This window comes from Amycolatopsis coloradensis (genome assembly GCF_037997115.1).
Lineage (GTDB): Bacteria > Actinomycetota > Actinomycetes > Mycobacteriales > Pseudonocardiaceae > Amycolatopsis > Amycolatopsis coloradensis_A.
Genome location: NZ_CP150484.1, coordinates 8,422,444 through 8,446,658 on the forward strand (window position 1 = coordinate 8,422,444; position 24,215 = coordinate 8,446,658).

General features: G+C 68.6%; 26 protein-coding genes. 9 read left to right on the top strand and 17 right to left on the bottom strand.

Annotated features, from left to right (window positions below; all coding sequences use genetic code 11):
- Window positions 1-29: 29 nt before the first annotated feature.
- Entirely contained in the window at window positions 30-887 is an 858-nt protein-coding gene (locus LCL61_RS39265) for an alpha/beta hydrolase (RefSeq protein ID WP_340684420.1), read from the bottom strand.
- Between the two features lie 322 nt (window positions 888-1,209).
- On the opposite strand from LCL61_RS39265, the gene LCL61_RS39270 reads away from it, so the two are divergent.
- The gene (locus LCL61_RS39270) at window positions 1,210-1,833 is read left to right on the top strand and encodes a TetR/AcrR family transcriptional regulator (RefSeq protein WP_125680286.1); all 624 of its coding nucleotides are present in this window, start codon (window positions 1,210-1,212) and stop codon (window positions 1,831-1,833) included.
- 71 nt (window positions 1,834-1,904) lie between these two features.
- On the opposite strand, the gene LCL61_RS39275 is transcribed toward LCL61_RS39270, so the two are convergent.
- Window positions 1,905-3,326, bottom strand: coding sequence for an amidohydrolase family protein (locus LCL61_RS39275; RefSeq protein ID WP_340684421.1), 1,422 nt, complete (start codon window positions 3,324-3,326; stop codon window positions 1,905-1,907).
- A gap of 35 nt (window positions 3,327-3,361) precedes the next feature.
- Window positions 3,362-4,402, bottom strand: a complete 1,041-nt coding sequence (locus LCL61_RS39280; RefSeq protein ID WP_340684422.1) for an amidohydrolase family protein — start codon at window positions 4,400-4,402, stop codon at window positions 3,362-3,364.
- 167 nt (window positions 4,403-4,569) lie between these two features.
- Between LCL61_RS39280 and LCL61_RS39285 the strand changes: the two genes are divergently transcribed.
- The gene (locus tag LCL61_RS39285; RefSeq protein WP_340684423.1) at window positions 4,570-5,106 is read left to right on the top strand and encodes a carboxymuconolactone decarboxylase family protein; all 537 of its coding nucleotides are present in this window, start codon (window positions 4,570-4,572) and stop codon (window positions 5,104-5,106) included.
- A 78-nt stretch (window positions 5,107-5,184) separates the two neighbouring features.
- On the opposite strand, the gene LCL61_RS39290 is transcribed toward LCL61_RS39285, so the two are convergent.
- Window positions 5,185-6,108 carry an alpha/beta hydrolase gene (locus tag LCL61_RS39290; RefSeq protein ID WP_340684424.1) on the bottom strand — a complete coding sequence of 308 codons (924 nt, stop codon included), beginning with the start codon at window positions 6,106-6,108 and terminating at the stop codon, window positions 5,185-5,187.
- Window positions 6,105-7,013: a diiron oxygenase gene (locus LCL61_RS39295; RefSeq protein WP_340684425.1), complete on the bottom strand. Its 909-nt coding sequence runs from the start codon at window positions 7,011-7,013 to the stop codon at window positions 6,105-6,107. The genes LCL61_RS39290 and LCL61_RS39295 overlap by 4 nt, the downstream gene beginning before the upstream one ends.
- Window positions 7,014-7,063: 50 nt before the next feature.
- Here LCL61_RS39295 and LCL61_RS39300 point away from each other — a divergent pair, with 50 nt between their 5' ends.
- Complete coding sequence (locus tag LCL61_RS39300) at window positions 7,064-7,831, top strand: TetR/AcrR family transcriptional regulator (RefSeq protein WP_340684426.1); 768 nt, start codon at window positions 7,064-7,066, stop codon at window positions 7,829-7,831.
- Window positions 7,828-8,154 carry a DUF4873 domain-containing protein gene (locus LCL61_RS39305; protein ID WP_340684427.1) on the top strand — a complete coding sequence of 109 codons (327 nt, stop codon included), beginning with the start codon at window positions 7,828-7,830 and terminating at the stop codon, window positions 8,152-8,154. The genes LCL61_RS39300 and LCL61_RS39305 overlap by 4 nt, the downstream gene beginning before the upstream one ends.
- An 87-nt stretch (window positions 8,155-8,241) precedes the next feature.
- Here the strand turns inward: LCL61_RS39305 and LCL61_RS39310 are convergent, their stop codons facing one another.
- From LCL61_RS39310 to LCL61_RS39320, 3 genes are all read right to left on the bottom strand, one after another.
- Complete coding sequence (locus LCL61_RS39310) at window positions 8,242-9,522, bottom strand: heparan-alpha-glucosaminide N-acetyltransferase domain-containing protein (RefSeq protein ID WP_340684428.1); 1,281 nt, start codon at window positions 9,520-9,522, stop codon at window positions 8,242-8,244.
- A gap of 114 nt (window positions 9,523-9,636) precedes the next feature.
- Complete coding sequence (locus LCL61_RS39315) at window positions 9,637-9,867, bottom strand: DUF3107 domain-containing protein (protein WP_005167610.1); 231 nt, start codon at window positions 9,865-9,867, stop codon at window positions 9,637-9,639.
- Between the two features lie 60 nt (window positions 9,868-9,927).
- The gene (locus LCL61_RS39320; RefSeq protein WP_034313407.1) at window positions 9,928-10,581 is read right to left on the bottom strand and encodes a ferritin-like fold-containing protein; all 654 of its coding nucleotides are present in this window, start codon (window positions 10,579-10,581) and stop codon (window positions 9,928-9,930) included.
- A 463-nt stretch (window positions 10,582-11,044) separates the two neighbouring features.
- Here LCL61_RS39320 and LCL61_RS39325 point away from each other — a divergent pair, with 463 nt between their 5' ends.
- Complete coding sequence (locus tag LCL61_RS39325; protein ID WP_340688793.1) at window positions 11,045-12,643, top strand: DEAD/DEAH box helicase; 1,599 nt, start codon at window positions 11,045-11,047, stop codon at window positions 12,641-12,643.
- A 210-nt stretch (window positions 12,644-12,853) separates the two neighbouring features.
- Window positions 12,854-14,248 carry a hypothetical protein gene (locus LCL61_RS39330; protein ID WP_340684430.1) on the top strand — a complete coding sequence of 465 codons (1,395 nt, stop codon included), beginning with the start codon at window positions 12,854-12,856 and terminating at the stop codon, window positions 14,246-14,248.
- Window positions 14,249-14,288: 40 nt separating this feature from the next.
- Here the strand turns inward: LCL61_RS39330 and LCL61_RS39335 are convergent, their stop codons facing one another.
- The 9 genes from LCL61_RS39335 to LCL61_RS39375 form a co-directional block, all read right to left on the bottom strand.
- Window positions 14,289-14,972, bottom strand: a complete 684-nt coding sequence (locus LCL61_RS39335; protein ID WP_340684431.1) for a hypothetical protein — start codon at window positions 14,970-14,972, stop codon at window positions 14,289-14,291.
- Between the two features lie 115 nt (window positions 14,973-15,087).
- Entirely contained in the window at window positions 15,088-15,426 is a 339-nt protein-coding gene (locus LCL61_RS39340; protein WP_340684432.1) for a hypothetical protein, read from the bottom strand.
- Between the two features lie 34 nt (window positions 15,427-15,460).
- Window positions 15,461-16,321 (bottom strand): PD-(D/E)XK nuclease family protein, encoded by an 861-nt coding sequence (locus LCL61_RS39345; RefSeq protein ID WP_340684433.1) that lies wholly within the window; start codon window positions 16,319-16,321, stop codon window positions 15,461-15,463.
- Between the two features lie 207 nt (window positions 16,322-16,528).
- Complete coding sequence (locus tag LCL61_RS39350) at window positions 16,529-17,158, bottom strand: MarC family protein (protein ID WP_340684434.1); 630 nt, start codon at window positions 17,156-17,158, stop codon at window positions 16,529-16,531.
- On the bottom strand, window positions 17,155-18,018 hold the full coding sequence (locus LCL61_RS39355) for a PHP domain-containing protein (protein WP_219145857.1): 864 nt from the start codon (window positions 18,016-18,018) through the stop codon (window positions 17,155-17,157). The genes LCL61_RS39350 and LCL61_RS39355 overlap by 4 nt, the downstream gene beginning before the upstream one ends.
- Before the next feature lie 51 nt (window positions 18,019-18,069).
- A complete protein-coding gene (locus tag LCL61_RS39360; RefSeq protein ID WP_276366931.1) occupies window positions 18,070-18,630 on the bottom strand; it encodes a PH domain-containing protein in 561 nt (186 codons plus the stop codon).
- A 24-nt stretch (window positions 18,631-18,654) separates the two neighbouring features.
- A complete protein-coding gene (locus LCL61_RS39365; RefSeq protein ID WP_005167589.1) occupies window positions 18,655-18,816 on the bottom strand; it encodes a hypothetical protein in 162 nt (53 codons plus the stop codon).
- Window positions 18,817-19,497: 681 nt separating this feature from the next.
- Entirely contained in the window at window positions 19,498-20,601 is a 1,104-nt protein-coding gene (locus tag LCL61_RS39370) for a DUF2332 domain-containing protein (protein ID WP_340684435.1), read from the bottom strand.
- A 33-nt stretch (window positions 20,602-20,634) separates the two neighbouring features.
- Window positions 20,635-21,138, bottom strand: coding sequence for a MaoC family dehydratase (locus tag LCL61_RS39375; protein ID WP_340684436.1), 504 nt, complete (start codon window positions 21,136-21,138; stop codon window positions 20,635-20,637).
- Window positions 21,139-21,462: 324 nt separating this feature from the next.
- On the opposite strand from LCL61_RS39375, the gene corA reads away from it, so the two are divergent.
- The 3 genes from corA (at window position 21,463) to LCL61_RS39390 (ending at window position 24,212) form a co-directional block, all read left to right on the top strand.
- A complete protein-coding gene (corA, locus tag LCL61_RS39380) occupies window positions 21,463-22,551 on the top strand; it encodes a magnesium/cobalt transporter CorA (protein ID WP_340684437.1) in 1,089 nt (362 codons plus the stop codon).
- Between the two features lie 177 nt (window positions 22,552-22,728).
- Window positions 22,729-23,376: a metallophosphoesterase family protein gene (locus LCL61_RS39385; protein ID WP_340684438.1), complete on the top strand. Its 648-nt coding sequence runs from the start codon at window positions 22,729-22,731 to the stop codon at window positions 23,374-23,376.
- A complete protein-coding gene (locus LCL61_RS39390) occupies window positions 23,373-24,212 on the top strand; it encodes a ParB N-terminal domain-containing protein (RefSeq protein WP_125680269.1) in 840 nt (279 codons plus the stop codon). Before LCL61_RS39385 ends, LCL61_RS39390 begins: the two co-directional genes overlap by 4 nt.
- Window positions 24,213-24,215: the final 3 nt, after the last annotated feature.

Below are 24,215 nucleotides of genomic sequence, written 5' to 3' on the forward strand. Positions count from 1 at the left end.
GCGCGGCGTGTCCCGCCCACCTGAATGGGCTACCAGGTGCCCGATTCGACCGATTCCCACATCCCCAAAACGGCCTTCGCTACGACATTCGGGCGTTCCATCTGCGCCACGTGGCCGGTTCGGGGAAGTACCAGCAACCGGGCGTGCGGAAGTAGCCGAGCGGTGCGCTCGGCGCGCCGGACGGAGATCACCCGGTCGTGCTGCCCCCACACGACGAGTGTCGGCGCGTCGACGGTCGGCGCGACCGCCCACAGCGACGCGGGCCCGCGGGCGGACCACGTCCGGAAGATGCCGAAGGTGCTGCGTGCCAGAGCGGGGGCGGCCCACTCGAAGGCGGCACGAGCGCTGTGCTCCTCTTCGAGCTCGTCCAGCCTGCTTTCGGCGAAGCGGCTGGGATCGGCGAAGCACAGCTTGATGACCTGCATGGCACGTTCACGCGGACCGAGCGCGGCCAGCTGCCGTCGCACCCGCGGACCGATCAGCGGCAGGTACGCGAACGCCATCCGCGGGTCGGACAGCCGTTTCATGCTGGGCCGGAGATCCGGCATCGCGGGTGAGATCAGCGTGAGCGTCTTCACCAGCTCCGGACGGCGGGCCGCGACGAGCAGCGCGACCGCGCCGCCCATCGAGTTGCCGAACAAGTGCACCGGCCCCGTTTCGAGGCTCTCGATGTGGCTCGCGACGATCTCGGCGTGCGAGTCGAGGCTGAAATCGAACCTGCCGGGCGGCTCCGAATAGCCGAAACCCGGCAAATCGACCGAGGTGCCTCCCGCTTGGGGCGCCAGCAACGCGGCCAGGTCGGTCCAGTTCGTGGACGAACCGCCGAGCCCGTGGACGTAGACGGCCGTCTCCGGGCCGCCCGGTGTCCGGCGGATGTGCAATTTCACCCCGGCGACACCTATTGTTTCCCCGGGCCAAGGGGGCGGCGCGGGGTCCAGTGACGGCAACGACCTGCGCGAAAGCGGCACGTGGGTCAGCGGCGGACGGCCCCCGGCGGCACGGGAAACTGGAGAAGACACAGCATCAAGGATGCCTGACCCTTGGCGGTCCGGCTGTACCGGCGAGTAATCTCGACCTCACTTCACGCGGTGGTGACCCCGCCCTGTGAAGCGCCGCTCGACTGCGCTGATGAGTTCTCGGCGGTAAGGATTGCCTCGAACAAGGCTGATGCGTTCTCGGCGGAGACGAGTGCCTCGAACTGGAGGAACGATGACAGACATGGCGCGACTGCAGGCCCGAGGTGTCCGCCTGCCCAGAACGGAACGCCGCGCCCAGCTGCTGGCCGCCGCCCAGCGGGTGTTCGCCGCGAACGGATACCACGCCGCCGCGATGGACGAGATCGCCGAAGAGGCCGGAGTCAGCAAGCCGGTCCTCTACCAGCATTTCCCCGGCAAGCTCGACCTCTACATCGCGCTGCTGGAGAGCCACGTCGACGAACTGGTACGGCGGGTCAAGGACGCGCTCGACTCCACGACGGACAACAAGCAGCGCGTGCCGGCGACCGTCGGCGCGTTCTTCGACTTCGTCAACAACGACGCCGGCGCGTTCCGCATGGTCTTCGAGTCCGACCTGCGCGGCGAGCCCGCCGTGCAGGAGGCGGTGGACCGGGCGACGTCGGCCAGCGTCGACGCGATCACCGAGACCATCACCGCCGACGCGGGCCTCGACGAGGACAAGGCCCGGCTGCTCGCTGTCGGCCTCGTGGGCCTCTCGCAGGTCAGCGCGCGGTTCTGGCTGGCGCACCACAAGTCGATGAGCCGCGAAGAGGCCGTCGCCCTCACCGCCAACCTCGCCTGGCGGGGCATCGGCGGTGGCTTCCCGCTGCAGCACTGACCCACGTTTCGTCCTCTGAATGCGGTCCTTGCGCGTGCAACTACCGCATTCAGAGGACGAAATGCGTGAGGTTACTGGGGCAGGAGCTTCTTCAGGCGGTCGGCGGCAAGCTGGGCGTCGGCGACGACCTTCGCGGTGTCGATGCCGACGACGCGTCCTTCGCGCTTGAGGGCGCGACCGTCGACGAACACCCACGAGACGTTCGCGGGCTGGGTGTTGAAGACCAGCTGATTCACCCAGTCCACCTTCGGCGCGAAGTTGACCGTCTGGGCGTCGACCAACTGGAGATCCGCCCGCTTGCCCGGCGTCAGCGACCCGATCTCCTTGTCCATCCCCAGCGCTTCCGCGCCACCGAGGGTCGCCATACGCAGGACGTCCGCCGTGGTCGGGTAGACCGCCGGATCCGTCGTGGTCGCCCGCTGGAGACCGACGGCCGCGCGCATCACGTTGAACATGTCGCTCGTGTCGTTCGTGCCGCCGTCGAGGCCGAGCCCGACCTTCATGTTCCGCTTCTTCATCTCCGGCAGCCGGATCACCCCGGACGCGAGGCGCATGTTCGACAGCGGGTTGTGCGCCACGCTGACGCCGGCGGCCGCGAGCTCGTCGAGGTCTGCGTCGGTGGTCTGGATGACGTGGTTCGCCACCAGCCCGGGGTGCAGCGCGTTCGCCCGCCGGAGCGCGTCCATCTGCCCCGCGGTCAGATCGGCCTTCGATTCGAGCAGGTGCACGTTCAGTGAGACGCCGAGTTCGCGCGCGAGCTTCTCCGACGCCTCGACGCTCGGGAAGTTCCCCGTGGACGGATGAGTGCCGATCTGCAGGCGTGCCAACGGGTTCGGGTCGATGACCTCGCGCTTCACGCGGCGGATCTCGTTCTGCAGCGCGGGATCGGTGGTGCCGTTGTAGGAGTAGAGGAACCGCAGCTTCGACTCGCCGAGCGCGCGGAGACCGCCCTTGGCGAAGTCGGTGTTGAACGCGTGCGACCAGTCGGTGACGGTGGTGATGCCGGTCGAGACGACGTCGGCCGCGGCGAGTTTCGTGCCCGCGTACGCGTCCGCGTCGGTCACGGGCGCGCGGTACAACGGGATGACGCATTTGCCGAGCCAGCCGATGAGTTCCTTGTCGGCCGCGCAGCCGCGGATGAGCGACTGCCACAGGTGGTTGTGCAGGTCGACGAATCCGGGCAGCACGATCTTGCCGCGGCCGTCGACGACCTTCGCGGAGCCCGCGTCGAGGTCCTTGCCGACCTGCTTGATCTTGGTGCCTTCCAGCACGACGTCGGCGTCGGCGAGGGCGCCGAGCGGTCCTTCGCCGAGGCTGGGATCCATGGTGAGCACCATCGAGGCGTCACGGATGACGACACGGCCGGCCCCGGCGAACTCGGCGTCGCTCCCGGCTTCGGTGGTCTCACCGCCGAGGTTCGTGAGCAGGGCCGCGCCGAGGACCACGGCGAGGGTGAGGGTGAAGACGGACAGAATCGATCCACGCTGTTTCATCGTTTCAACTCCCCAGTCGATGAGATCACGTTAGCTCACCTGACGCGGACGCCCCGCAAAACGACCGCGACGGGATGCTCCAGCTGTCCGAGGTCTTCGCGCGGATCCTCCGCGTAGACGACGGCGTCGGCGGGCGCGCCCGGCACCAGCCCGGGCAACCCCAGGTACTCGCGCGCGGCCCACGAGCCCGCGGCGAGGGCGTGGTGCGGTCGCAGCCCCGCTTCCGCCAGCGCGCGGATTTCGTCGCCGACACGACCATGCGGCCGGGAATCCGTACCGGCGAGGATCTTCACGCCTGCCTCGGCCGCCGCCACGACCAGCGCGGGATGCGCCTCCGCCCCGCCGACGAACCAGCGTTTCCGCGGGGTGTCCTCGCGGTCCCGTGCCCTCCCCAGCGCCGCCTGGAACACCGAAAGCGTCGGTGTGAGCGCGGTGCCGCGGGCCGCCATGTCCGGCAGATAGCCGGGATCGAGCCACATTCCGTGTTCGACGGAATCGACTCCGGCGGCCACCGCGGCTTCGCCTCCGGCGGCGTGCTGCGAGTGCACCGCGAGACGCCCGCCCACCGCGTGCACCGCCTCGACGACCGCGGTCAGTACGTCGGACGGCACGGCGTCGTCCCCGGTCTGCCAGTCGGCGATGACCTTGGCCCAGCCGGTACGTTTCGCCTGCTCCGCGGCGAGCGCGGGAAGCTCCGCGTGCGTGGCGCGGCGACCCCAGCCGTCGAAGAACTCGCCGTGCTGGGCGATCCACGGTCCGGCGTGCACCGCGCGGGGCAGCCCGGGTTCGGCACCGAACCACTCGGGCGGCTCACCGGGCAGCCCCGGCGAACGGATCATCGTGACCCCGGCGTCGACGTGCCGGTGCAGGTCGGCACGCAGGATCTCGTCGTCCATCGGATCGCCGGGCTCCTCGGCTCCGGGATGGGTGTGGGCGTCAACGAGCCCCGGCAGGAGCCAGCCCTCGGCCACCAGCTCCGCACCCGGAACCGGATCGGACGTCCAGCGGTCGCCGTCGGCGTACAAATCGACGTACTCGCCATCGGGAAGCGCGCGCCCACGGACTCTGGCGATCACGGTGTCCCCCTCGTGAGTTGGTCGTCCCGACCCAACCACGGACGGCGCCCTCGCGAGAAGAGCAAGGGACCTTTGCTACCGCTTTTGATCCATCCAGCGGCACCGGTCCTGGCCGGATCTCGGCTATGAATCGAGCGATCACGTCACCGATCCGCGAGGAGTCACCCATGCCCCACATCGCGCTCGACGAGAACCTGCCCGGCATCACGGCTCTGTTCGCCTACCGGCCGGAGACGGCCGCGCCGCTCGGGCAACTCGCCGAGGTCCTGCTTCGCGGCCCGAGCAGCCTCAGCGTGGGCGAGCGCGAACTGATCGGCGCGGTCGTCTCGCGCGGCAACGACTGCACGTTCTGCTCACGCAGTCACGCCGCCGTCGCCGCCGAAGCGCTCGAAGGCGGCATGCCGGTCGTCGAAGCGGCTTGGAAGGACGTCGACGGCGCACCTGTGTCGGCGAAGGTGAAGGCGCTTCTGCACGTCGCGCTCGCGGTCCGGGAAAGCGGGAAATCCGTGGGCGAAGATCTGATCGAGCTGGCCCGCGCGGAGGGCGCTACGGACGTCGAAATCCACGACACGGTCCTGATCGCGGCTGCCTTCTGCATGTTCAACCGCTACGTCGACGGGCTGGCCACCCTCGCCGTCGACGACCAGGACGCCTACCGGGAGGCCGGTGTCCGTCTCCTTGAGCACGGCTACACGAACCTCTGAGGGGAGCAAGGGACCTTTGCTCCCACTTGTCTCAATGTCGAGAGAAGCGGTAGCAAAGGTCCCTTGCTCCCCCTTATTTCAGACCCTCGCGGCGCGGCGGACGAGGGCGGCGATGCGGTCCGAAACCTCTTGCGCCCGTTCCTGCGGGAGCATGTGCCCGGCGCCCGGGTAGCGCACGAACTCCGCCTCCGGCAGCTCGTCGGCGATGACCTTGGCGTGCGGCGGCGGGCAGAGCCGGTCCCGCTCCCCCGCGAGCACGACCACCGGTTTACCCTGCAGCGCCGCCAGCGTGACCCGGCAGTCGTGCCGCGAGATCGCGTCCTGGAAACCCGCGACGCTCGCCGGATGCGCGCACAGCAGCTGTTCGGCGACCGAGTCCACGTCGGCCCGAGCGGGTCGCCGCCCGAAGACGAGCAGCCGGGCACCCGGCCGCACCACCGACAGCGGCAGCGGCAAGGCGTCACGGCGGTTCTTCGCGAGCAGCTTCGCGAGCCTCCGTTCGAACCTCGCCGCGCCGCTGCCCGCGATCCCCGGCAAGCCGAGGGTGATCCGGTCCATCTCACCGGACGATGTGGCGACGAACGCGACCCCTGCGACGCGCCGGGCCACGAGATCGGGATGTCTGCGGGAAAGCTCCATGATCGTCATACCGCCCATGGAGTGCCCGGCGAGCACGAGCGGTCCGTTCGGGACACGGTCTTCGATCAGCTCGGCGAGGTCGTCGGCGAGGGTCGCGATCGTGGCCGTCCCCGGTTTCGCCGGCGCGGAACCGCCGTGGCCGCGCAGGTCGTAGCGCAGGGTCCGGACGGAGTCGCCGAGCCGCGACGCCACGCCGTCCCAGGTCCGGTGGTCCTGTGTCCAGCCGTGCACGAGTACCAGCGTGAGTTCGGAGTCGGCGGGCCCGCTCGTCTCGACGTGCAGGGCGGTGCCGTCACCGGTCACGAACCGGTGTTCCCGCGACGGGTCCCACGAGACCGCGTCGCGCTGCTTGACGCTCCTCATCGCTTCCCCGGCAGCAGGAAGGACTTGCGCCAGAAGTACATGCCCGGCTTGCCGACCAGACCGGATTCCTGCAGGAACGGCATGATCTTCTCGCCCGCCCACTGGATGCTTTCGCGCCAGTTGGGGTTGTTCAGCGCGGCTTCGACGCCGTCTCGCGGACGGATGCCGACGGCCTTGTAGACGTTCGGGTTGATGAAGGCCCGCGTCACGAAGTACGAAATGAGCGCGATGATGAACTGCTGGTAGAGGATTTCCTTCTTCGACAGTTTGGCCATCCCGCGAGTCACCTCTTCGCGGGCGAAAGTGACGTGCCGGGCCTCTTCGAGCACGTGGATCCGGTTCACCATGCGCACCAGCGGCTGGATCTCCGGGTCGTTCATCTGCTCGCGCTGAAGCCGGTCGAGTACCTCTTCGGCGACGAGGATCGCGCCGTAGCGCGCGGGGCCGTAGCTGATCGTCGGCATCAGTTTCGCCAGCCGCCGCAACCACGGCACCGGCCCGTAGGACGGGCAGCCGATCCGCGAAGCCATCCGCGCGAACATCGTCGAGTGACGGCATTCGTCCGCGATCTCGGTCAACGCGTACTGGGCGTGCGAGCTGGTCGGGTCCGCTTCGTAGACCTCCTTGAGCAGCATCTGCATCAGGAGGATCTCGAACCACAGCCCCGTCGTGGCGACGCTCGCGACTTCGTGCTTTCCGAGTTCGATGCGCTGCTCTTCGGACAGCGAGTCCCACAACTCGGTGCCGTAGAGCGAAGAACGGTGAGCCGGGATGAAGCGCTTCCCGTCGACGAGCGGGGCGTTCCAGTCGATGTCGACGTCGGGATCGTAGAACTTGTTCGCGGAGGACTTGAGCAGCCGCTCGGCCGTCTTCTCCCGGTCTGTTTCCTTCAGCGCCCGCGTCATTGCCGACACACCCCTATCTGTAACTCGTGGTAACAGTTACCTCTGGTAGCATGACCGGGGTGATCGAACGTGTCAAGCGCAACAGCAAGCAGTCGAGCAAGCACCCCACAGCGGGTGAGGCCGACACGGGTGATGCCCGTCGTGACCGCTGGCGCAAGCACCGGATCGCGCGCCGCGCGGAGTTCGTCGAGGCCGCCCTGCGCGCGCTCGACACCCACGGGCCGGACCTCGGCATGGAAGACGTCGCCGCCGAAGCGGGTGTCACGAAACCCGTGCTGTACCGGCACTTCGACGACAAGGCGGATCTGTACGTCGCGCTCGGGCAGCGCGGCACGGAGATCCTCTTCCAGCGGCTGATCCCGGCCATCAACTCCGAACTCGCCCCGGTCCCCCGGATCCGGATGGCGCTCGACGCGTTCTTCAGCGTCATCGAGGAGCACCCCAACCTGTACCGACTGCTCGCGCGCGGCGGCCTTCAGGAGAAGGTGGTCGTCAAGTCCGACGTCGTCGCCGAAGACAAGGAACTGATCGCCACCGCGCTGACCGCGCTGCTCGGCGACTACATGCGGATGTTCAACATGGACTCCGGCGCCGCCGAACCGTGGGCGCACGGCATCGTCGGCATGGTGCAGAGCACCGGCGAATGGTGGCTGGACCGGCGCTCGATGGGCCGCGACAGCGTCGTCGAGTATCTGACGCAGATCATCTGGGCCGCGATCGACGGCCTCTCCCGGCAGCAGGGCATCGTCATCGACCCGAACCTGCCGCTCGAAGAGAACAAGGTCGTCCAAATGCGGAAGGAATCGGAGGCGCAATGAGCGAGCACGACGAAGACGGTTACTCCGGCGAAGCGGTCCTCGTGATCGACGGGACCGAGATCGCGACCACGGTCGACTTGAGGGGCTACTTCCAGCCCATCGACGGGTACTACCGCTGGTACGGCCGCGTGGCCACCAACGAGCAGGTGTCTGCGGCCGCCGGCGGCAAGAAGACCGCCGTCGAGATCCGCGCGGGCGAGTACAGCGCGAAGGGCGAACTCTCCGACCCGGACCCGTGGGACCGCTACCGCATCATGGGCACCAGCACGCCGCCCTTCCACGTGCCCACCAGCCTGGAAGAACTGAACGAACTCAACCCCTGACCAGGCGGAAGTACGTGAAGGCCCTCTTCCCTCGGCTGAGCCGAGGGAAGAGGGCGTTCACGCGCAATAGCTCGCTACAAGGAAGCGTCAGCCCTGCCGTTGAGCGGGCACCCGAGTACGCGGCACCACGTACTTCGGCCAGCTCGACAACTTGTTCATCGCCCATTCCAGCGGCCCGCGCCCGACGAACTTCCGCCACAGCACCGCCGCGGTCAGCGCGACCACCGAGAACTCGACGAAGTGCAGCACGCTGAAGATCGAGTCGCCGTCGCTCTCGTCCCACAGCAGCGCGATCGCCACGAAATGCAGCACGTACGCGCTGAGCACCCGCCCGCCCAGATCCGAAAGCGGCCGCAGCACGCGTTCGAACTTCGGCATCAGCAGCTGGCAGCCGCCGATCACCGCCGCCGCGATCCCGATCGAGATCAGCAGGTCGAACGGCGTGTACGAGGTTCCCGTCGGCAGTAGTTCCCAGGCCCAGCTGGTGGTCGGCGGCGTGCCGTGGATCCACGTCTGGTGGAGCCGGAGGAATTCCGGCGGCGTCATCCCCATCTGCGCGGCGGCCGGTTCCAGCGAGCGGTAGACGGCCTGCATGCCGCCGAGCGGCCCGGTCGCGATCCAGGACACGACGTACCCGCCCACCGCGAGCGCCGATCCGCCGAAGAACAGCCGCCGGCACGCGCTGCGCGAGGTCAGGTCCATCCGCCCGATCGCCATCCCGGCGAACACGTACGCCATCAGCGTCAACGCGGGGAACGTCCCGGTCAGGACGAGGACGGTCGCGGCCTTCAGCAATCCGGTCGACGTGACGTCGTCCGCGGTCAGATCCGGCGCGAAGAAGAGCAGGTCGCGGGGCAGCAGTTGCGCCCTGATCAGATGCGAGAGCAGCGGGCCCGCCACGGCGACGACGACCGCCGCGATCGCCAGCGCCTTCGCGCCCGCGCGCAGCCACGGGATCGCGAAGAGGAAACAGGCCCCGTAGTAGGCCAGGATCACCATGTAGCCGGTCTCGAGGCTGGTCAGCCACAGCCCCAGCGCCACCAAGAGCGGGGCGCGGGTCGCCAGTTTGAGTGCGACGCGGGTCCGGTCGCGGCCCTGTTTGGGACGGCGTCCGCCGGACATCAGCGCGATCGAGACCCCGGCCAGCACCGCGAACAACGCCGCGGAATGGCCTTCGAACGGTTTGAACAGCACCCCGAAGCCGCCTTTGGCGGGATCAGGGCCGACATGCACCGCGTACATGCCGAGTACGGCCAGGCCGCGGGCGACGTCGATACCGGTCAGCCGCCCCGCGACCCGTTTGCCTTGCTCGGGAACAGTGCGCGCGCCGTCGACCAGCGCGCGGTCCATCACAGTGACGCCGTCCACCTCATTTCTCGGCTAGCCCCCTGCCGTCCCCGCCTTAGCGTGACGATCAAATCTGAGAGCTGGCTGAGACGCGGCGGTGACGCCACTGTGACATCCGACTACAACCCGATCGGGTTAGCCACCCACAGCGAAGCCGACCTTGCGAACATCCGACGGCGCGATCTCGACGTAGGCGATCCGGTCGGTGGGCACGATGTACTTACGGCCCTTTTCGTCGTCGAGGCGGAAGATCCCGTCGCCGGCCCTCAAGGCGTTCGCGACCAGTTCCTCGACCTCGTCGGGCGACTGGCTGCTGGACACCACGAGCTCCCGCGGCGTGTCCTTGATGCCGATCTTGACCTCCACGTGGGACCTCCGCTTGAAAGTTCGAAAATTACTGGTGCGCCAAGGCTAGCCGAAGAGACGTCAGCCGAGCCCCAGCACCTGCATGCGTTTGGTGTGCCCCTGCTGCAACCGGCGGAACAGCGCGGCGATTCCCGAAAGGTCGCCAGAGCCCTCGACGATCAGCTCGGCGAGCCCATCCCGCTCGGCGACGACGTACTGGGCCTGCGTCAACGCCTCGCCCAGCAGGCGGCGGCCCCACAGCGCGAGCTTGTCCCGCGCCTTCGGGTCGGCCTCGATACCGGCCGCGACTTCGCGCTCGGCGAACGCGGAATGCCCCGTGTCGGCGAGCACGGTGAGCACCAGATCCTTGGTCTCGGGATCGAGCCAGCTGGCCATCTCACGGTAGAGATCCGCCGCGAGCCCGTCGCCGACGTAGGCCTTAACCAGGGACTCGAGCCACGAACGCGGCGCCGTGGAGGCGTGCCAGGCGTCGATGTGCCCGACGAACGGCCGCATCGCGTCCTCGATCGCGACGCCGTGCCCCGCGAGATGCTTGGTGAGCAGGTCGTAGTGCCCGATCTCGGCGGCCGCCATGGACGCCAGCGCGGCCCGGCCCGACAGCGTCGGCGCGGTGCGCGCGTCCTCGGCCATGCGATCGAATGCGGACAATTCCCCATAGGCGAGTACGCCGAGCAAATCGACTACGCCCTCACTGATCTGCTTTGCCTCCGTCACGGCGGAAAGGGTATCGCCGAACACACCTCCGGGGCGGTGAAGAGACCGATCCCACCCCGCCCGGCGCGCCGGGGGGTATCGAAAAACCGCAGATCAGGTAGACTGGCCGCCGGATACGACGGATCTTCCGTCCCGGATCGGGGCGCCGCTGCGGCTGAAGGACAGCCGGTGTGGCCCCGGTCAGCACAAGAATGATGTGCGTGCACGCCATCCTGCGGCATTCCCACGAAGGGCCGCTCCAGCGCCAGTAGCGCGGAGCCCGAGCGAATTTTCGTGGTCGAGTGTCGATCGGTGACCAGGGCAGTGCGCGCTGGTCACGAGAGAGGCGAGCACCCTGACCACGAACGAAACCACAACCGAAGAGCACACCACCACCGGCGTCCCGGAGGCCGTCGCGCTGGAGCACAGCGAGACAGGCCCGGCGACGTTGGACACGTCGCACCCGCTGCAGGCGGGCGCGCCGGTGGAGGCCGAATCCCCCACCTTCGCCTCCTTCGGCGTCAAGCCGGAGATCGTGAAGGCCCTCAGCGAGGCCGGGATCGAGCGCACCTTCGCCATCCAGGCCCTGACGCTGCCGCTGGCCATGGCGGGCGACGACCTCATCGGCCAGGCCCGTACGGGCATGGGCAAGACGCTGGGCTTCGGTGTCCCGCTGCTGCACCGCGTCGAGGTCCCCGGCGACGGCACCCCGCAGGTGCTGGTCGTCGTGCCGACCCGTGAGCTGTGCATCCAGGTCGCGAACGACCTCAAGGGCGCGGGCAAGCACCTCGGCATCCGCACGCTGGCCATCTACGGCGGCCGCCCGTACGAGCCGCAGATCGAGGCCCTCCGCAAGGGCGTCGACGTCGTCATCGGCACGCCCGGCCGCCTGCTGGACCTGGCCGAGCAGCAGCACCTGGTGCTCGGCAAGATCCGCGGCCTGGTGCTGGACGAGGCCGACGAAATGCTCGACCTGGGCTTCCTGCCCGACATCGAGCGCATCCTGCGGATGGTCCCGGAAAAGCGCCAGACGATGCTGTTCTCGGCGACCATGCCGGGCCCGATCATCACGCTGGCCCGCACGTTCCTCACGCAGCCGACGCATATCCGCGCCGAGGAGAACGACGCAGGCGCCATCCACGAGCGCACCACCCAGTTCGTCTACCGGGCGCACTCGATGGACAAGCCCGAGCTGATCGCCCGCGCGCTGCAGGCCGGAGGCCGTGGCCTGACGATGATCTTCACCCGCACCAAGCGCACCGCGCAGAAGGTCGCCGACGAGCTCGTCGAGCGCGGCTTCGCGGCCGCCGCCGTGCACGGTGACCTCGGCCAGGGCGCCCGCGAGCAGGCGCTGCGCGCGTTCCGCTCCGGCAAGGTCGACGTGCTGGTCGCCACCGATGTCGCCGCCCGCGGTATCGACATCGACGATGTCACGCACGTGATCAACTATCAGACGCCGGAGGACGAGAAGACCTACGTCCACCGCATCGGCCGCACCGGCCGCGCCGGGCGCACCGGTGTCGCGATCACCCTCGTCGACTGGGACGAGGAGCCGCGCTGGAAGCTGATCTCCGACACCCTGGGCCTCGACATGCCCGAGCCGGTCGAGACGTACTCGTCGTCGAAGCACCTGTTCAGCGACCTCGGCATCCCGGAGGGCACCACCGGGCGCCTGCCGCTGTCGAAGCGCACCCGCGCAGGCCTTTCGGCCGAGGTCGAAGAGGACCTGGGCGGCAAGCGCCGCGGCCGTGGCCAGGGTCCGGCGAAGGACGAAGAAGCGCCTCGCAAGCGCAATCGCACGCCGCGCAAGCGGACCCGTGGCGGGGCGAACGCGGCCGCCAAGATCGAGGCCGCCGACGCCGCCGCGAGTGCTTCCGCGGACAGCGCCGAAGCCCAGAGCGAAGCCGCTTCCGAGGGCCGCACGCGAACCCGTCGCCGTAGCCGCGGTGCCGCGAAGCCGAGCCCGGAGGTCAGCGGTCCGGCGGTCGAGAAGGAGGCAGGCGACAGCGCCGAGCGTCCGGCTCGCCGACGCCGCCGTCGCCGTCCCTCGGCGACTTCTGATACACCTGCGTCGGCAGACTGAGAGCTTCAGCCCGGCTGGCGGAGCTGAAGCCTTACTGTGGCACCAGCCACAAGTGTGAACCCGCCCCGGCCGAACGGCCCCGCGATCTCGGCGGCAGGGCGCCTGGCTCGGACACCGCGAGGTGTGCGACCGGTCGGCGCCCTGGCGACGAGATCGCGGTCGCGGGTTCACGGTAAGAACGCAGACCGCGACGTGGGGAGCTAGGGGCACGTGAGCGAACGCTGGGACGCCGCGCCGGACGACGAACCGGTGCGGCCCGTGTCCGCCGATCCCGGCAAGCCGGACGGCGGTGAGCCGGAGACGGCCGAAAACGCGATCGGCACGGAAGACGTGCTGGACGCCGATCCCGCCCACCCGGTGGCCGACGAGCCGCCGCTGGGCGGGAAACGCGCCCGGCGCTCGCCGTGGAACCGCACGCGGGATCGCGTGATCGCCGCGGCGATCGTGGTGGTCGTCGCGATCACCGGCGTGGTCGTCGGCGTGACCAGCGACAACGCGGCGACGGTCGCGCAGGTCGCCGCCACCCTGCCGCCGGGGCTCCCGCCCGCGCCGGCGCAGGTTCCCGGCTCCCTCAGCGAACTGTGGCAGGCACCGAGTTCCTCGACACCCGTCCCGATCGGCGAAGCCAACAGCGTCGTCACAGCGGACAAGGGCGAGGTACTCGGCCGGGATCCGTATACCGGCGATGTCCGGTGGCGGTACTCGCGCGACCTCGAACTGTGCACCGTCGCGCTCGCCGGGATCAAGGTGGACGCGGTGTACCGCAAGGACACCGGCTGCAGCGAGGTCACCCAGCTCGACGCGGGCACCGGGCGCCGCACGGCGCAGCGCAACGGCGACGCCGAACTCGGGACCAGGCTGGTCGTCGACGGATCGCACGTCACCACGACCGGCAAGAAACTGCTGAACACCTGGCGCGACGACCTGGTCAAGAGCATGGAGTACGGCCAGGTCCCCGCCATCGTGAACCCGAACAAGCAGCCGAGGACCGGCTGCACCTACGGCACGGTGGCCGCCGCGGCGGGCAAGATCGGTGTGATCGAGCGCTGCCCCGGCGACCCGGCCGACCGCTTCACCGTCTACCGCGCGACCAACGACGAAGCCGACGACCCGAAGGTCGACTACAGCACCGTGCTCGCGGGCAGGAACGCGAAGGTCGTCGCGATGTCCGGCGATCTCGCGCTGATCGTGCTGCCCGAGCAGAAACTGCTCGTCATCTACGGTGGCGACGGCCTGCAGAAATCGGCGTACCCACTCGACGTGCCCGACGCGGACATCGCGCAGGATCCGGTGGGCGGCGTCATGACGACCTCGTGGACCGCGGAAGGCGTCTACTGGTTCACCGGCTCGAAGACCATGGCTTTCTCACGGGACGACCTCACGCCGCGCTGGACGCTGAACAACTCCACCGGTCCCGGGGTGACCTTCGGGGAGCAGCTGGTCGTGCCGATCCAGGGCGGGCTCGCCGTGCTCGACGAGACGACCGGCGCCACGATCCGCACCGTCGGCGTCGACAGGCGCGGCTACACCGGCCCGGTGCTGCTTTCCTCGGTCGGGCCGGTGCTGCTGGAGCAACGCGGCCACACCCTCGTCGCCCTCAAGTGACCGGCAGGCGGTAGCAAAGGTCCCTTGCTCCCGCCGGCCGTCATCGCGTCGTCGAAGTCCTGGAAGTACGCAGCCTGCTGACTTCCTTCCAACACCACTTGCCGCCTTCGCTGGCGAGCGTGCCGGTGGCGGTGCCCGGCCGCCCCGCGACGCTCAGCGTGACGGCGACCGTGTACTTGGTCTCGGAGACCTTCGTGACCGCGCCGAGCGAAGCGTCCGACGCTTCGCTGACCCGATCGATGATCTGGTCGATGTCCTTTTCGGCGTTCCCGCACTTGAGCGCCGTCAACGCCGCCCTGTCGTGGGCGTTGATGCCGTCGATGATCGCCTGCGCGGTCCCTTCCGGGCCTGCCGCCTTTTCGGCCTTGTCGTCGCTGAGGAAGAACCCGGGAGCGACGAATCCGGTGATACCCAGCGTGACCACCACCACGGCAGCGGCGGCGATGCCCACGATCAGGCCGGTCTTGTTGTTCTTCGGGGGCGCGGGCGGCCCGCCGAAGCCCTGGGGGTACTGCTGGTTCTGGCCGTACTGCTGCTGGCCGTAACCAGGGTACTGCTGCTGCGGGTAGGCGCCGCTCTGATCGTAACCGCCCTGCGGGTACTGCTGCTGTCCTGGGTATTGCTGTTGCCCTGGGTACTGCTGCCCGCCTTGGTCCGGCTGCCCCGGGTACTGCTGCCCGCCTTGGCCGTGGTCGGGCTGTCCTGGCTGGGGTGGGTAGGTCATCAACAGTGCCCTTCGTCCTCGCTGCGGGGCAGCGTGTTCATCTACGACATGCCCAGTGAGCCACAGTTTCGCAGGGACGGGACGCCTTTTCGGGCAATGGCACTTTCCTGCCGTGTCAGCTCCACCAGAACAGGCTGAGCGCGGCCGTCACGCTCACCACGACCACAAGACCGGCGCAGCCCGCGGCGCGGCCATTACGCGAGTCCGCGACCCGTTGTGCCAGCAAGGAGACGACCGCCGCGACCGGGTGGCCGATCAGCATCAGGAGCCCCGGCCCCGGCGCGCCGGTGAACAGGCAGAGCGAGGCGATCGCGACGACGCACACCGCCAGCACGGCCATCCCGGCCGCGAGCGCTCCGGTCAGCCCGCGCCAGAATCGGCCGCTTCCGGGCGTCGTGGGCTCGTCCGCGGGCGGCGGGGTGGTCGCGAGCTCTTCGGTGTCCGGGGACGACACGTCCTCGCCTGTCCAATCGTCGGGTTTCGAGAATCTAGGGCGCCAGCAACTCCCACGGCTGAGCCGCGGGCCCGGCCTCCTGGCCTGCCGCGCAACTGGGCCGGAAGTCGCACCATGAGCAACGACGGCCAGGGCGCGCCGGGAACAACACGTCCTCGTCGCCGCCGGCGTCCAGGGTATCCGCTGCCAGCCGCAGGTCCCCGGCGGTCTCGTCGGCGCGTTGGAGATGCCGTTTCAGGCTCTTTTCGGTGTGCTCGGCGGCCGCGATGGTCCCGGTGGGCACGTGGTGCAGCTCGACCTGGTAGCACGGCGTCCGCAGCGTCCTGGCGGCCGCGACCGCGTACAGCGCCAAGGCCTGCGACGAACGCGCCTCGTACTCGTCCGGCTCGCGGCGGCCGGTCTTGTAATCGATGATCACCAATTCGCGGCCGCGCTGGTCGATCCGGTCGGCGCGGCCCTCGATGATGAGGCTGGGCCCGCTGCCCGGCTCCAGCGTGACCGGCGCCGAAACCCAGCGCTCCAGCCCGACGGGATCGACGCTGACGTCGTTGTGCTCGACGTACTCCGCGACCCAGGCCTTGGCCCTGGCGCGGTACCGGGCGGCCTGGTCGGCGTCTTCGAACCCGGCGTCCTTCCAGTGTTCGGCGACGAGCGCCATCGCCCGCTGCGGCACGCGCTTGATCACCGGCAGGTCGAACAACGCCCGCAAAGCGTTGTGCACCACCGCACCCAGCGTGCTGTGCGCCCACGCGCCGGTGCGTGCCGGGGACGGACGGTCGAGATACGCCATGCGGTAGCGGCGCGGGCAATCTTCGAACGTCGCGAGGCGCGCGGGCGAGACCTTCGTCAGCTTGCGCGGCGCCTCGACGCCGAAGTCGAAACCAATCTGCTCCATCGGATCACCCCGCGCGCAACGCTACGCACCCCCACCGACACTTTTCGAGGGGATCCCCAGGAAGGGAGCAAGGGACCTTTGCTATCACCGGCGGCCGGGCGGTCCGGCGGTCCGTGAAGGCCCCCTTCACTACCTTCAGAGTAGGCAAGGAGGCCTTCACGACTCCGAGCGCGGGAGCAAGGGACCTTTGCTACCGCCCGCGGAACGTCACGTGCCCGAGATGAAGCCCTTCACCGAGTTCGCCACCAGCTCGACCGCGATCGCCGCCAGCAGCAGACCGGCGATCTTCGCCAGCAGCGTGATCCCGCTTTCCTTGATCAGCCGGATGACCACGCCCGAGTACCGCATGCACAGGTACAGCACGAAGTGCACCGTCACGATCGAAAGCGCGAGAGCCACGTACGCGCCGACGTGCCCATCGGCCTGCCGGACGAAGACGATGGTCGCGGCGATCGCGCCCGGGCCGGCGAGCAGCGGTGTCCCGAGCGGCACGAGGGCGACGTTGACGTCGTCGCCCGCCGCCTCGGCCTCGCCGCCGGTCTTGCCGGTCAGCAGCTGCAGTGCGATGAGCAGCAGCAACAGCCCGCCAGCGCCCTGCAGCGCCGGGATCCCGATGCCGAGGTACGACAGGATCGCTTGTCCCGCGACGGCGAACAGCGAGATCACCAGCAAGGAGACCAGCACCGCCTGCCGCGCGGCCTTGGCGCGGAACGCCACCGATTTGCGGCCGGTCAGGCTCAGGAACACCGGCACCGTGCCGGGCGGGTCCATGATGACGATCAGCGTGATCGTCGCGCTCATGAACAGGCGCGTGTCGAAGAAGTCCGTGATCGTCACCGCGTCACGACCTGGTAGCCGGTCGACCGCGCGACGAGTTCTTCGAGCGCGAGCGGGTCGGTGGTCTCGTCGCCGAGATCGATGGTCTTGTTCGTGCCGTGGTAGTCGCTCGAACCGGTGCGCACGAGCCCCAGCTCCCCCGCCAGCCCGTGCAGCTGGACGCGGGTCTCCTCGTCGTGGTTCGGGTGATCGACCTCGACACCGGTGAGCCCGTGCCCGGCCAGCCCGGCGAGCACGTCGACGGTGATGGTCGCGCCGCGCGTGTAGGCGAAGGGGTGCGCGATGACGGTGACGCCGCCCGCCTCCGCGATCATGTCGATCGCGTCCTCCACGAGCGTGTCCTGCCGCGCCACGAAGTACCCGCTGCCGTTGCCGAGATAGCTCCCGAAGGCCTCGTTCACCGACGAGACGACGCCTGCCCGCACCAGGGCCTGCGCGAGATGCGGCCGCCCGGCCGAACCGTCCTCCGGCAGCAGCGACATGACCTCGTCGGGATCGACGGGGAGACCGTCGGCGGCCATCCGCTCCGCCATCACGCGCAGCCGCCACCGCCGCTCCGACCGGAGCCGGGTCTGTTCGGCGACGATCGACGGCGACGCCGGGTCGAAGAGGTACGCGAGCAGGTGGACGCTGATGTGCCGCCCGGTCACCGGATCGACGGAGATCGTGGACAGCTCGGCACCGGGGACCAGGGTGAGTCCCGGCGGAAGTGCCTCGGCGGCCGGGGCCCAGCCGGCCGTGGTGTCGTGATCGGTGATCGCGACTACGTCGAGGCCCGCCTTCGCGGCGGCGGCGACCAGCCCGGCAGGGCTGTCGGTGCCGTCGGAGGCGGTGGAGTGGGCGTGCAGGTCGATGCGCATCGCCGCTCAGTATCGACGATGCTCCAGGTCACAGCGACTCCGGGACCTGCGCTAACCGACCTTCTTCTTGCCGCGCGCCGCACGCTGCGCCTTGATCATCGAAAAGCGCTCGGCCTGCTTTTGCTTGTCGCCGAAGACGAGCTCGGAAATCGTGTCGTAGAACTCTTCCGGCTTCGGCAGGTAGTCGATGCGGTTCAGCGCCTGGATCTGACCGGCGGACTCGACCACCATGGTCCCGTACCCCATCATCCGGCCCCACGCCGAACGCTCGTAGGTGAGGTCGGTGACCTTGGTGATCGGCATCATCAGCACTTTCGTGGTGAAGACACCGGTGGTCATGACGAACCGCTTGTCCGTGACCACCAGGCGCTCGACCCACCACTCCATCACCACGTACGCGAAGCGCAGGATGATGAGCAACGCGGCATACCAGAGGATGTTCTGGATGATCCACGCGGCGGGCGGCAACAGGTAGGAGACCAGGACGCAGACGGCCAGCAACGCGGCCGTCTCGAAGGTTTCCCACAACAGCACAGCCCAGTGCCGGCGGATCCTGATGACCCGCCGCTCGGTGTCGAGGAGATACTCGTCTGGATCGCGTGGGGCGAACATACCGCTAGAGTATCCGCTCCCTCGCTAGCTGAAGACGTTGCTGACGAAGGTGATCACCGATTCGGCCGAGTCACGCAGGAAGCCGATGATGTTTCCCACGAGGCCCGCGGCCTGACCTGGCTGCGCGATCACGAAGAACAGCACCAACGCGATTCCTGCGAAAGTGAGGAGCTTTTTCGCGTTCACAGCGATCAATCCTGTCTCTTACGGTGACTGACTGCGGATACTGACCATTCATTTTGTACCGCACCTTCCACCGGCGCGGGAGGGAAGTCCCGCGCTTGGGTCAGCCGGCGAGGGGAAGTGTACCGTATGGCTACTCTCCGTGTACAGGACAGCCATTGTCAGGAAGCCCGCGTCTACCATTCGGGAATGAACACCGTTTCGGACAGCACCGTCCGCTGCGTAGGCGGCATCGTCCACGACGAGTTGGGGCGGATNGGCAAACGTGTCGTGATGAAGCCGGCGACGGGACCGGAACTCCAAGAACCTGGCGCGACCTGACTGTCCACAAGGGATATGGAAGCAGGTCCAGGCGTCCGTTTTGGACACTTCGCGCGGGGGGTGGCGAGTGGCAATTCGGGTTCTAACCCGAAACGCCACTCACGACCTCCTCGTGCAATCGCCCATCCCGGCATCAATCGGACATTGAGTCGGCAAAAAATGTCCTCGGTGGACACTCAGGGGCGCAGTCGGCTCCTGTCGGCCAGGGCAACCGAGCGCGTGACCTGTGGCAATCCTCACCGCTTACGATCAAGACCCCCATCCAAGATCAACTTAAGCTACGTGGCATCGGGTTGGAACCCGAATCGCCACTCACGACCAGCCGGACCCACCACGCCACCGCTGCTGCCAGAGAACAGCCGGCTAGACCGGCAACCAGGTCATCCGTTGTCCGTGCGGCGCCGTCCGGGCCAGCGCCCGTACGTCCGGGACACCGGCGTCCCAGCGGACGAGCCCGAGCACGGCCTGGTCGGCGGGTTCGGCGAGATCGGCCCGGCCGGGCACCAAAGGCTCCAGCGCGGCGGCGTAGAACTCCTCGCTGACCCACCACAACGGCCGGTCCGCGGCGAGTTTCCGGAGCGCCTCGAGGAAGTCCGTCCGCCGCTCCCCCAGGTACGCCAGCACGTGACTGGTCAACACGACGAGCGGAGCGTCGGCGGGCAGGGTGGCGGCCGCCGACGCGAGGTCGTCGACGGCGTCGCCCGCGATCAGCTCCGGTCGTTGCTTGCCCTGCGCCGCCGCGGCCGTGCGCAGGAGCCGGATCCGGTCCGGCTGGTCGGCCCAGACGCAGGCTTCGAGCCAGGCCAGTTCGTCCTCGTCGGCGAGGTCCACCGGCGCGCGGTCGAGGCCGGCGCGGGCGGTGATCGTCAGCTTCTTCGGCACCTTCGGCGTGACGGCGCCGGGCGCGAGGTCCAGCGCGCAGTGCAGGCCGACCGCGGTCTTCGCGGGCCCGGCGGTGAGCTGTTCGCCGCCGTCGCACTGGTAGCGGTAGGCGTATTTGTCCAGGCCGAGCAGCAGGCCCGCGCTGCAGCCGACCTCGAGCAGCGCGATCTTGCCGCCCGCCTCCTTCGCGGCCGTCGTCATCGCGGGGTAGAGCAGCGCGGCACGGCGGACCTCGTTGGTCTGCGTGTACCGCGAGGAGATGATCGTCCTGGCCTTGTCCGCTCGTTCCAGCAGGAACGAGCGGAACAGCGGCCAGGTCTCCGAGTCCACGCCGTCGAAACCGCCGACGGAGGGGTAGTACCGCGAGAGCGGGTGGATGGGGTCGGCCTGGATGAGCCGGTGCGCCGTCGCCATGAGCAGCGTTCCGCGCGCTTCACCGCCGCGGGCGTCGGTCAGGAGCCCGGCGACATCGTCGTCCTCGGACGCCTTCGCCGCCAGGTGCTCGTACAGCGGCGAAACCCCGGCCGCTTCGACCGTCGCGAACTTCCGCAGACGGCTCTTGATCTCATCCAGCCCGATGGGCATCGACGCGCTCCCTCTTCCCGTTCGTGACACCCATTATTCGTGCGGGACGGGGCGGCCGGGCTGTTCACCGCCCCTGCTGTCTCCGTAAGACCGCTTCGGCACCATCACCTTGCGACGGAAGACACACACGATCGTGCCGTCCTGCTTGTAGCCGCGGGTCTCGACGTAGACGACACCGCGATCGTCCTTCGACTTCGACGGCGTCTTGTCCAGCACCTCGGTCTCGCCGTAGATGGTGTCGCCGTGGAAGGTCGGCTTCACGTGCTTCAGCGATTCGACCTCGAGGTTCGCGATCGCCTTGCCGGACACGTCCGGCACCGACATCCCCAGCAGCAGCGAGTAGATGTAGTTGCCGACCACGACGTTCTTGCCGAAGTCGGTGGTCTCCTCGGCGTAGTGCGAGTCGAGGTGCAGCGGATGGTGGTTCATGGTGATGAGGCAGAACAGGTGGTCGTCGTACTCGGTGACCGTTTTACCCGGCCAGTGCTTGTAGACCGCACCGACCTCGAACTCTTCGTAATAGCGACCGAACTGCACCCATTCCTCCTGCACGAGTAACGCGGCGTGAGCCTGGAACGACAGGCCTTCGTGTTGAGGAGTACCCTCGACCATTGGTGTCGGGTCGTCAACGCGACCCACACCACTGCGTAACCGTCCGCCGAGCCAAGGAGGTGAGGAACCCGATGTCGAGTGGCGATAGTCCGCTTCCTAGTAGTCGCAGCGTTTCCGCCTTCACGTCTCGCCGGATCCCCACCTGGCAGGGCTGACGAAACCGGGAACGCTGGCCTAGCCGAGCGGCCCCCCGACCGCTTGGCCCGTCGTCTTCGCGCATCAACGCACGACGTCTGCCCAGGAGATCCCATGCCTGCCATTCCCTCGCTCGGCGGCCTTCGCGGCCGGAGCAACGGCCGCGCCAAGAGCGTCCCCGAACGCCCGCTGCCCGTCCCCCTTTCGGCGTACGTCGTCGATTGCGCGGTGTACGTGGAGGGCAAGCGCCTGCCCGGCCGCTGGACGCACGCCGAGGCCATCAAAGAGGTGCGCAAGCGGCACGCCGGGTTCGTCTGGATCGGCCTGCACGAGCCCGACGCGGTCCAGATCCAGGGCATCGCGGACACCTTCGGCCTCCACGAGCTGGCCGTCGAGGACGCGCTGGAAGCACACCAGCGGCCGAAGCTGGAGCGCTACGACGACACGCTGTTCATGGTGCTGAAGACCGTCCGGTACGTCGAGCACGAGTCGCCCGCGACGGCGAACGAGATCGTCGAGACCGGCGAGCTGATGGCCTTCCTCGGCCGCGACTTCGTGATCACGGTGCGGCACGGGAACCACTCGGGGCTCGCCAGGCTGCGCCGCGAACTCGACCAGGACCCGGAGCGGCTCGACCTCGGGCCGTCCGCGGTGCTGCACGCGATCGCGGATCACGTCGTCGACCACTACCTCGATGTCACCACCGCCATCGAGGCGGACATCGACGAGATGGAGACGCACGTCTTCGCGCCGCGGTCCAAGGTGAGCGCCGAGCAGATCTACTTCATGAAGCGCGAAGTGCTGGAGCTGCGCCGCGCGGTCATGCCGCTGGGCACCCCGCTGCAGCGCCTCGCCGAGGGCTACACGCGGCTGATCCCGGACGAGGTCCGCTCGTACTTCCGTGACGTCTCCGACCACTTGACGACCGTGGCGGAGCGGGTCGCGAACTTCGACGAACTGCTGACCACCCTGGTCGACGCGACACTGGCGAAGATCACGCTCCAGCAGAACACCGACATGCGCAAGATCACCGCGTGGGCGGCGATCATCGCGGTGCCGACGGCGCTCGCCGGGATCTACGGGATGAACTTCGACTACATGCCGGAACTGCATTGGCGTTTCGGCTACCCGGTGGCGATGACGGTCATCTTCGGCGTCTGCATCCTGCTCTACCGAATATTCAGGAAGAACCGCTGGCTCTGACCTCTTCCCGCTTTCGGTAGTACCTGGAGTTCCCCATGCCAAGGATCCTGACCAACCTCAAGTTCTGGGCGCTGGCCTTCTGCGTCGTCTGGCTCGGCATCGTGATCGCGATCATCGCGAAGGACCCCGCGTTCGCGCACGGCCCGAAGTAGCGCGTCCGGCATTACGCTGGAGCGCGTGAAAGCGCTGGTCGTCGCGGACGAGGTCGAAGAGCGGTTGTGGACGTCCGCCGTCCGCAACCACCGGGCCGACCTCGTCATCGGCGCCGGCGACCTGCCGTACGACTACCTGGAGTTCCTGGCGGGCGCGCTCGACGTGCCGTGCGTGTTCGTCCCCGGCAACCACGACCCCGACCTGTCCGGCTACACGCGCTACGGCGGACTGTCCATGAAGGACGGTTTCCCCACCGTGTGGCCAGGGCCGGCGGGCGGGGTGAACGCGGACGGCCGCATCGTCGACGTCGGCGGGCTCCGGTTCGCCGGGCTCGGCGGCTCGGTGCGCTACAACGACGGCCCGAACCAGTGGACACAACGCCAGCAGGCGCGGCGTGCCCGGCGGCTGGTGCGCCGGGCCCGGTTCCGCCGCTGGCGGGACGGAAGGGGCGTCGACGTCCTGCTCACGCACGCGCCGCCGCGGCATTGCGGCGACCGCGAGGACCCGCCGCACCGCGGGTTCGACTGTCTCCATCGCACGATCGAGTTGCTGCGCCCGAAGTGGTTGCTGCACGGGCATATCCACCCGCACGGTGAACCCGTGCCGGACCGGGTGGTCGGCGGGACCACGGTCCGCAACGTCGTCGGGCACCGGATCATGGAGTTCTCATGAAGGACACGGGCTTTCCCCGCGCGGACGCGGAGCACGACTTCCTTCGCGCGCGACGGCGTCAGGTGTTGTCACGGCTGGCGAACTGGCTGCGCCGCGAGCCCGACGACGTCAACATCATGCTGCCGTTCCACGAGGTGGTCGACGCGCTCGGCTATCTCGGCGAACGGAAGATCGGCGCGCGAGTGATCCGGCTCGATTCGATCGTCGGCAGCGTCGACCGCGGCCGCGACTTCGACCGCCGCTTCCGCCCGACGTCCGGGCGGGTCCGCGAACGCTGGGAACGGCTGGCGCTCGCCACCCGGCGCGGCGAGTCGATCCCGCCGATCGAGGTGTACCGCGTCGGCGAACTGCATTTCATCATCGACGGGCACCACCGCGTTTCGGTGGCGCACGCGATGCGACTGTCCACAATAGAGGCGATGGTCACCGAGGTGCGGACCAAACTGGACCCGAGCGGGATCCGGTACCGCGGCGACCTGATCGTGAAGGACTACCGGCGGCTGTTCCTGGAACGCGTCCCGCTTTCGGGGCACGCGCGGGCTTCTGTGGTATTCACGGACCCGTGGGACTACGCGCGGCTCGGCGAGCACGTCGAGGCGTGGGGTTTCCGGCTGATGCAGGACGAAGGGGCGTACTCGGACCGCGCGACGCTGGCGCAGCGGTGGTTCGACGAGGAGTTCGTGCCGGTGGTGGCGATGCTGCGGCAGGCGGACCTGATCGGAGACCGGACCGACGCCGAGGCGTACCTGTGGGTGGCTTGCGAACGGTACCGGCTGATCCGGACGCACCGGTGGGACGACGAGGTCTTCGAGGCCGTGCGGTCACAGTCCCGCTGACGG

Excerpts from the sequence above, each read along its gene's own strand:
- LCL61_RS39345 (WP_340684433.1), bottom strand. The coding sequence starts at position 16,321 with ATGGAGCAGATTGGTTTCGACTTCGGCGTCGAGGCGCCGCGCAAGCTG.
- LCL61_RS39335 (WP_340684431.1), bottom strand. The coding sequence starts at position 14,972 with ATGACCTACCCACCCCAGCCAGGACAGCCCGACCACGGCCAAGGCGGG.
- LCL61_RS39360 (WP_276366931.1), bottom strand. The coding sequence starts at position 18,630 with ATGTTCGCCCCACGCGATCCAGACGAGTATCTCCTCGACACCGAGCGG.
- LCL61_RS39285 (WP_340684423.1), top strand. The coding sequence starts at position 4,570 with ATGCCCCACATCGCGCTCGACGAGAACCTGCCCGGCATCACGGCTCTG.
- corA (WP_340684437.1), top strand. The coding sequence starts at position 21,463 with ATGCCTGCCATTCCCTCGCTCGGCGGCCTTCGCGGCCGGAGCAACGGC.
- LCL61_RS39370 (WP_340684435.1), bottom strand. The coding sequence starts at position 20,601 with ATGCCCATCGGGCTGGATGAGATCAAGAGCCGTCTGCGGAAGTTCGCG.
- LCL61_RS39270 (WP_125680286.1), top strand. The coding sequence starts at position 1,210 with ATGACAGACATGGCGCGACTGCAGGCCCGAGGTGTCCGCCTGCCCAGA.
- LCL61_RS39290 (WP_340684424.1), bottom strand. The coding sequence starts at position 6,108 with ATGAGGAGCGTCAAGCAGCGCGACGCGGTCTCGTGGGACCCGTCGCGG.
- LCL61_RS39390 (WP_125680269.1), top strand. The coding sequence starts at position 23,373 with ATGAAGGACACGGGCTTTCCCCGCGCGGACGCGGAGCACGACTTCCTT.
- LCL61_RS39300 (WP_340684426.1), top strand. The coding sequence starts at position 7,064 with ATGACCGGGGTGATCGAACGTGTCAAGCGCAACAGCAAGCAGTCGAGC.
- LCL61_RS39295 (WP_340684425.1), bottom strand. The coding sequence starts at position 7,013 with ATGACGCGGGCGCTGAAGGAAACAGACCGGGAGAAGACGGCCGAGCGG.
- LCL61_RS39275 (WP_340684421.1), bottom strand. The coding sequence starts at position 3,326 with ATGAAACAGCGTGGATCGATTCTGTCCGTCTTCACCCTCACCCTCGCC.
- LCL61_RS39305 (WP_340684427.1), top strand. The coding sequence starts at position 7,828 with ATGAGCGAGCACGACGAAGACGGTTACTCCGGCGAAGCGGTCCTCGTG.
- LCL61_RS39355 (WP_219145857.1), bottom strand. The coding sequence starts at position 18,018 with ATGCGCATCGACCTGCACGCCCACTCCACCGCCTCCGACGGCACCGAC.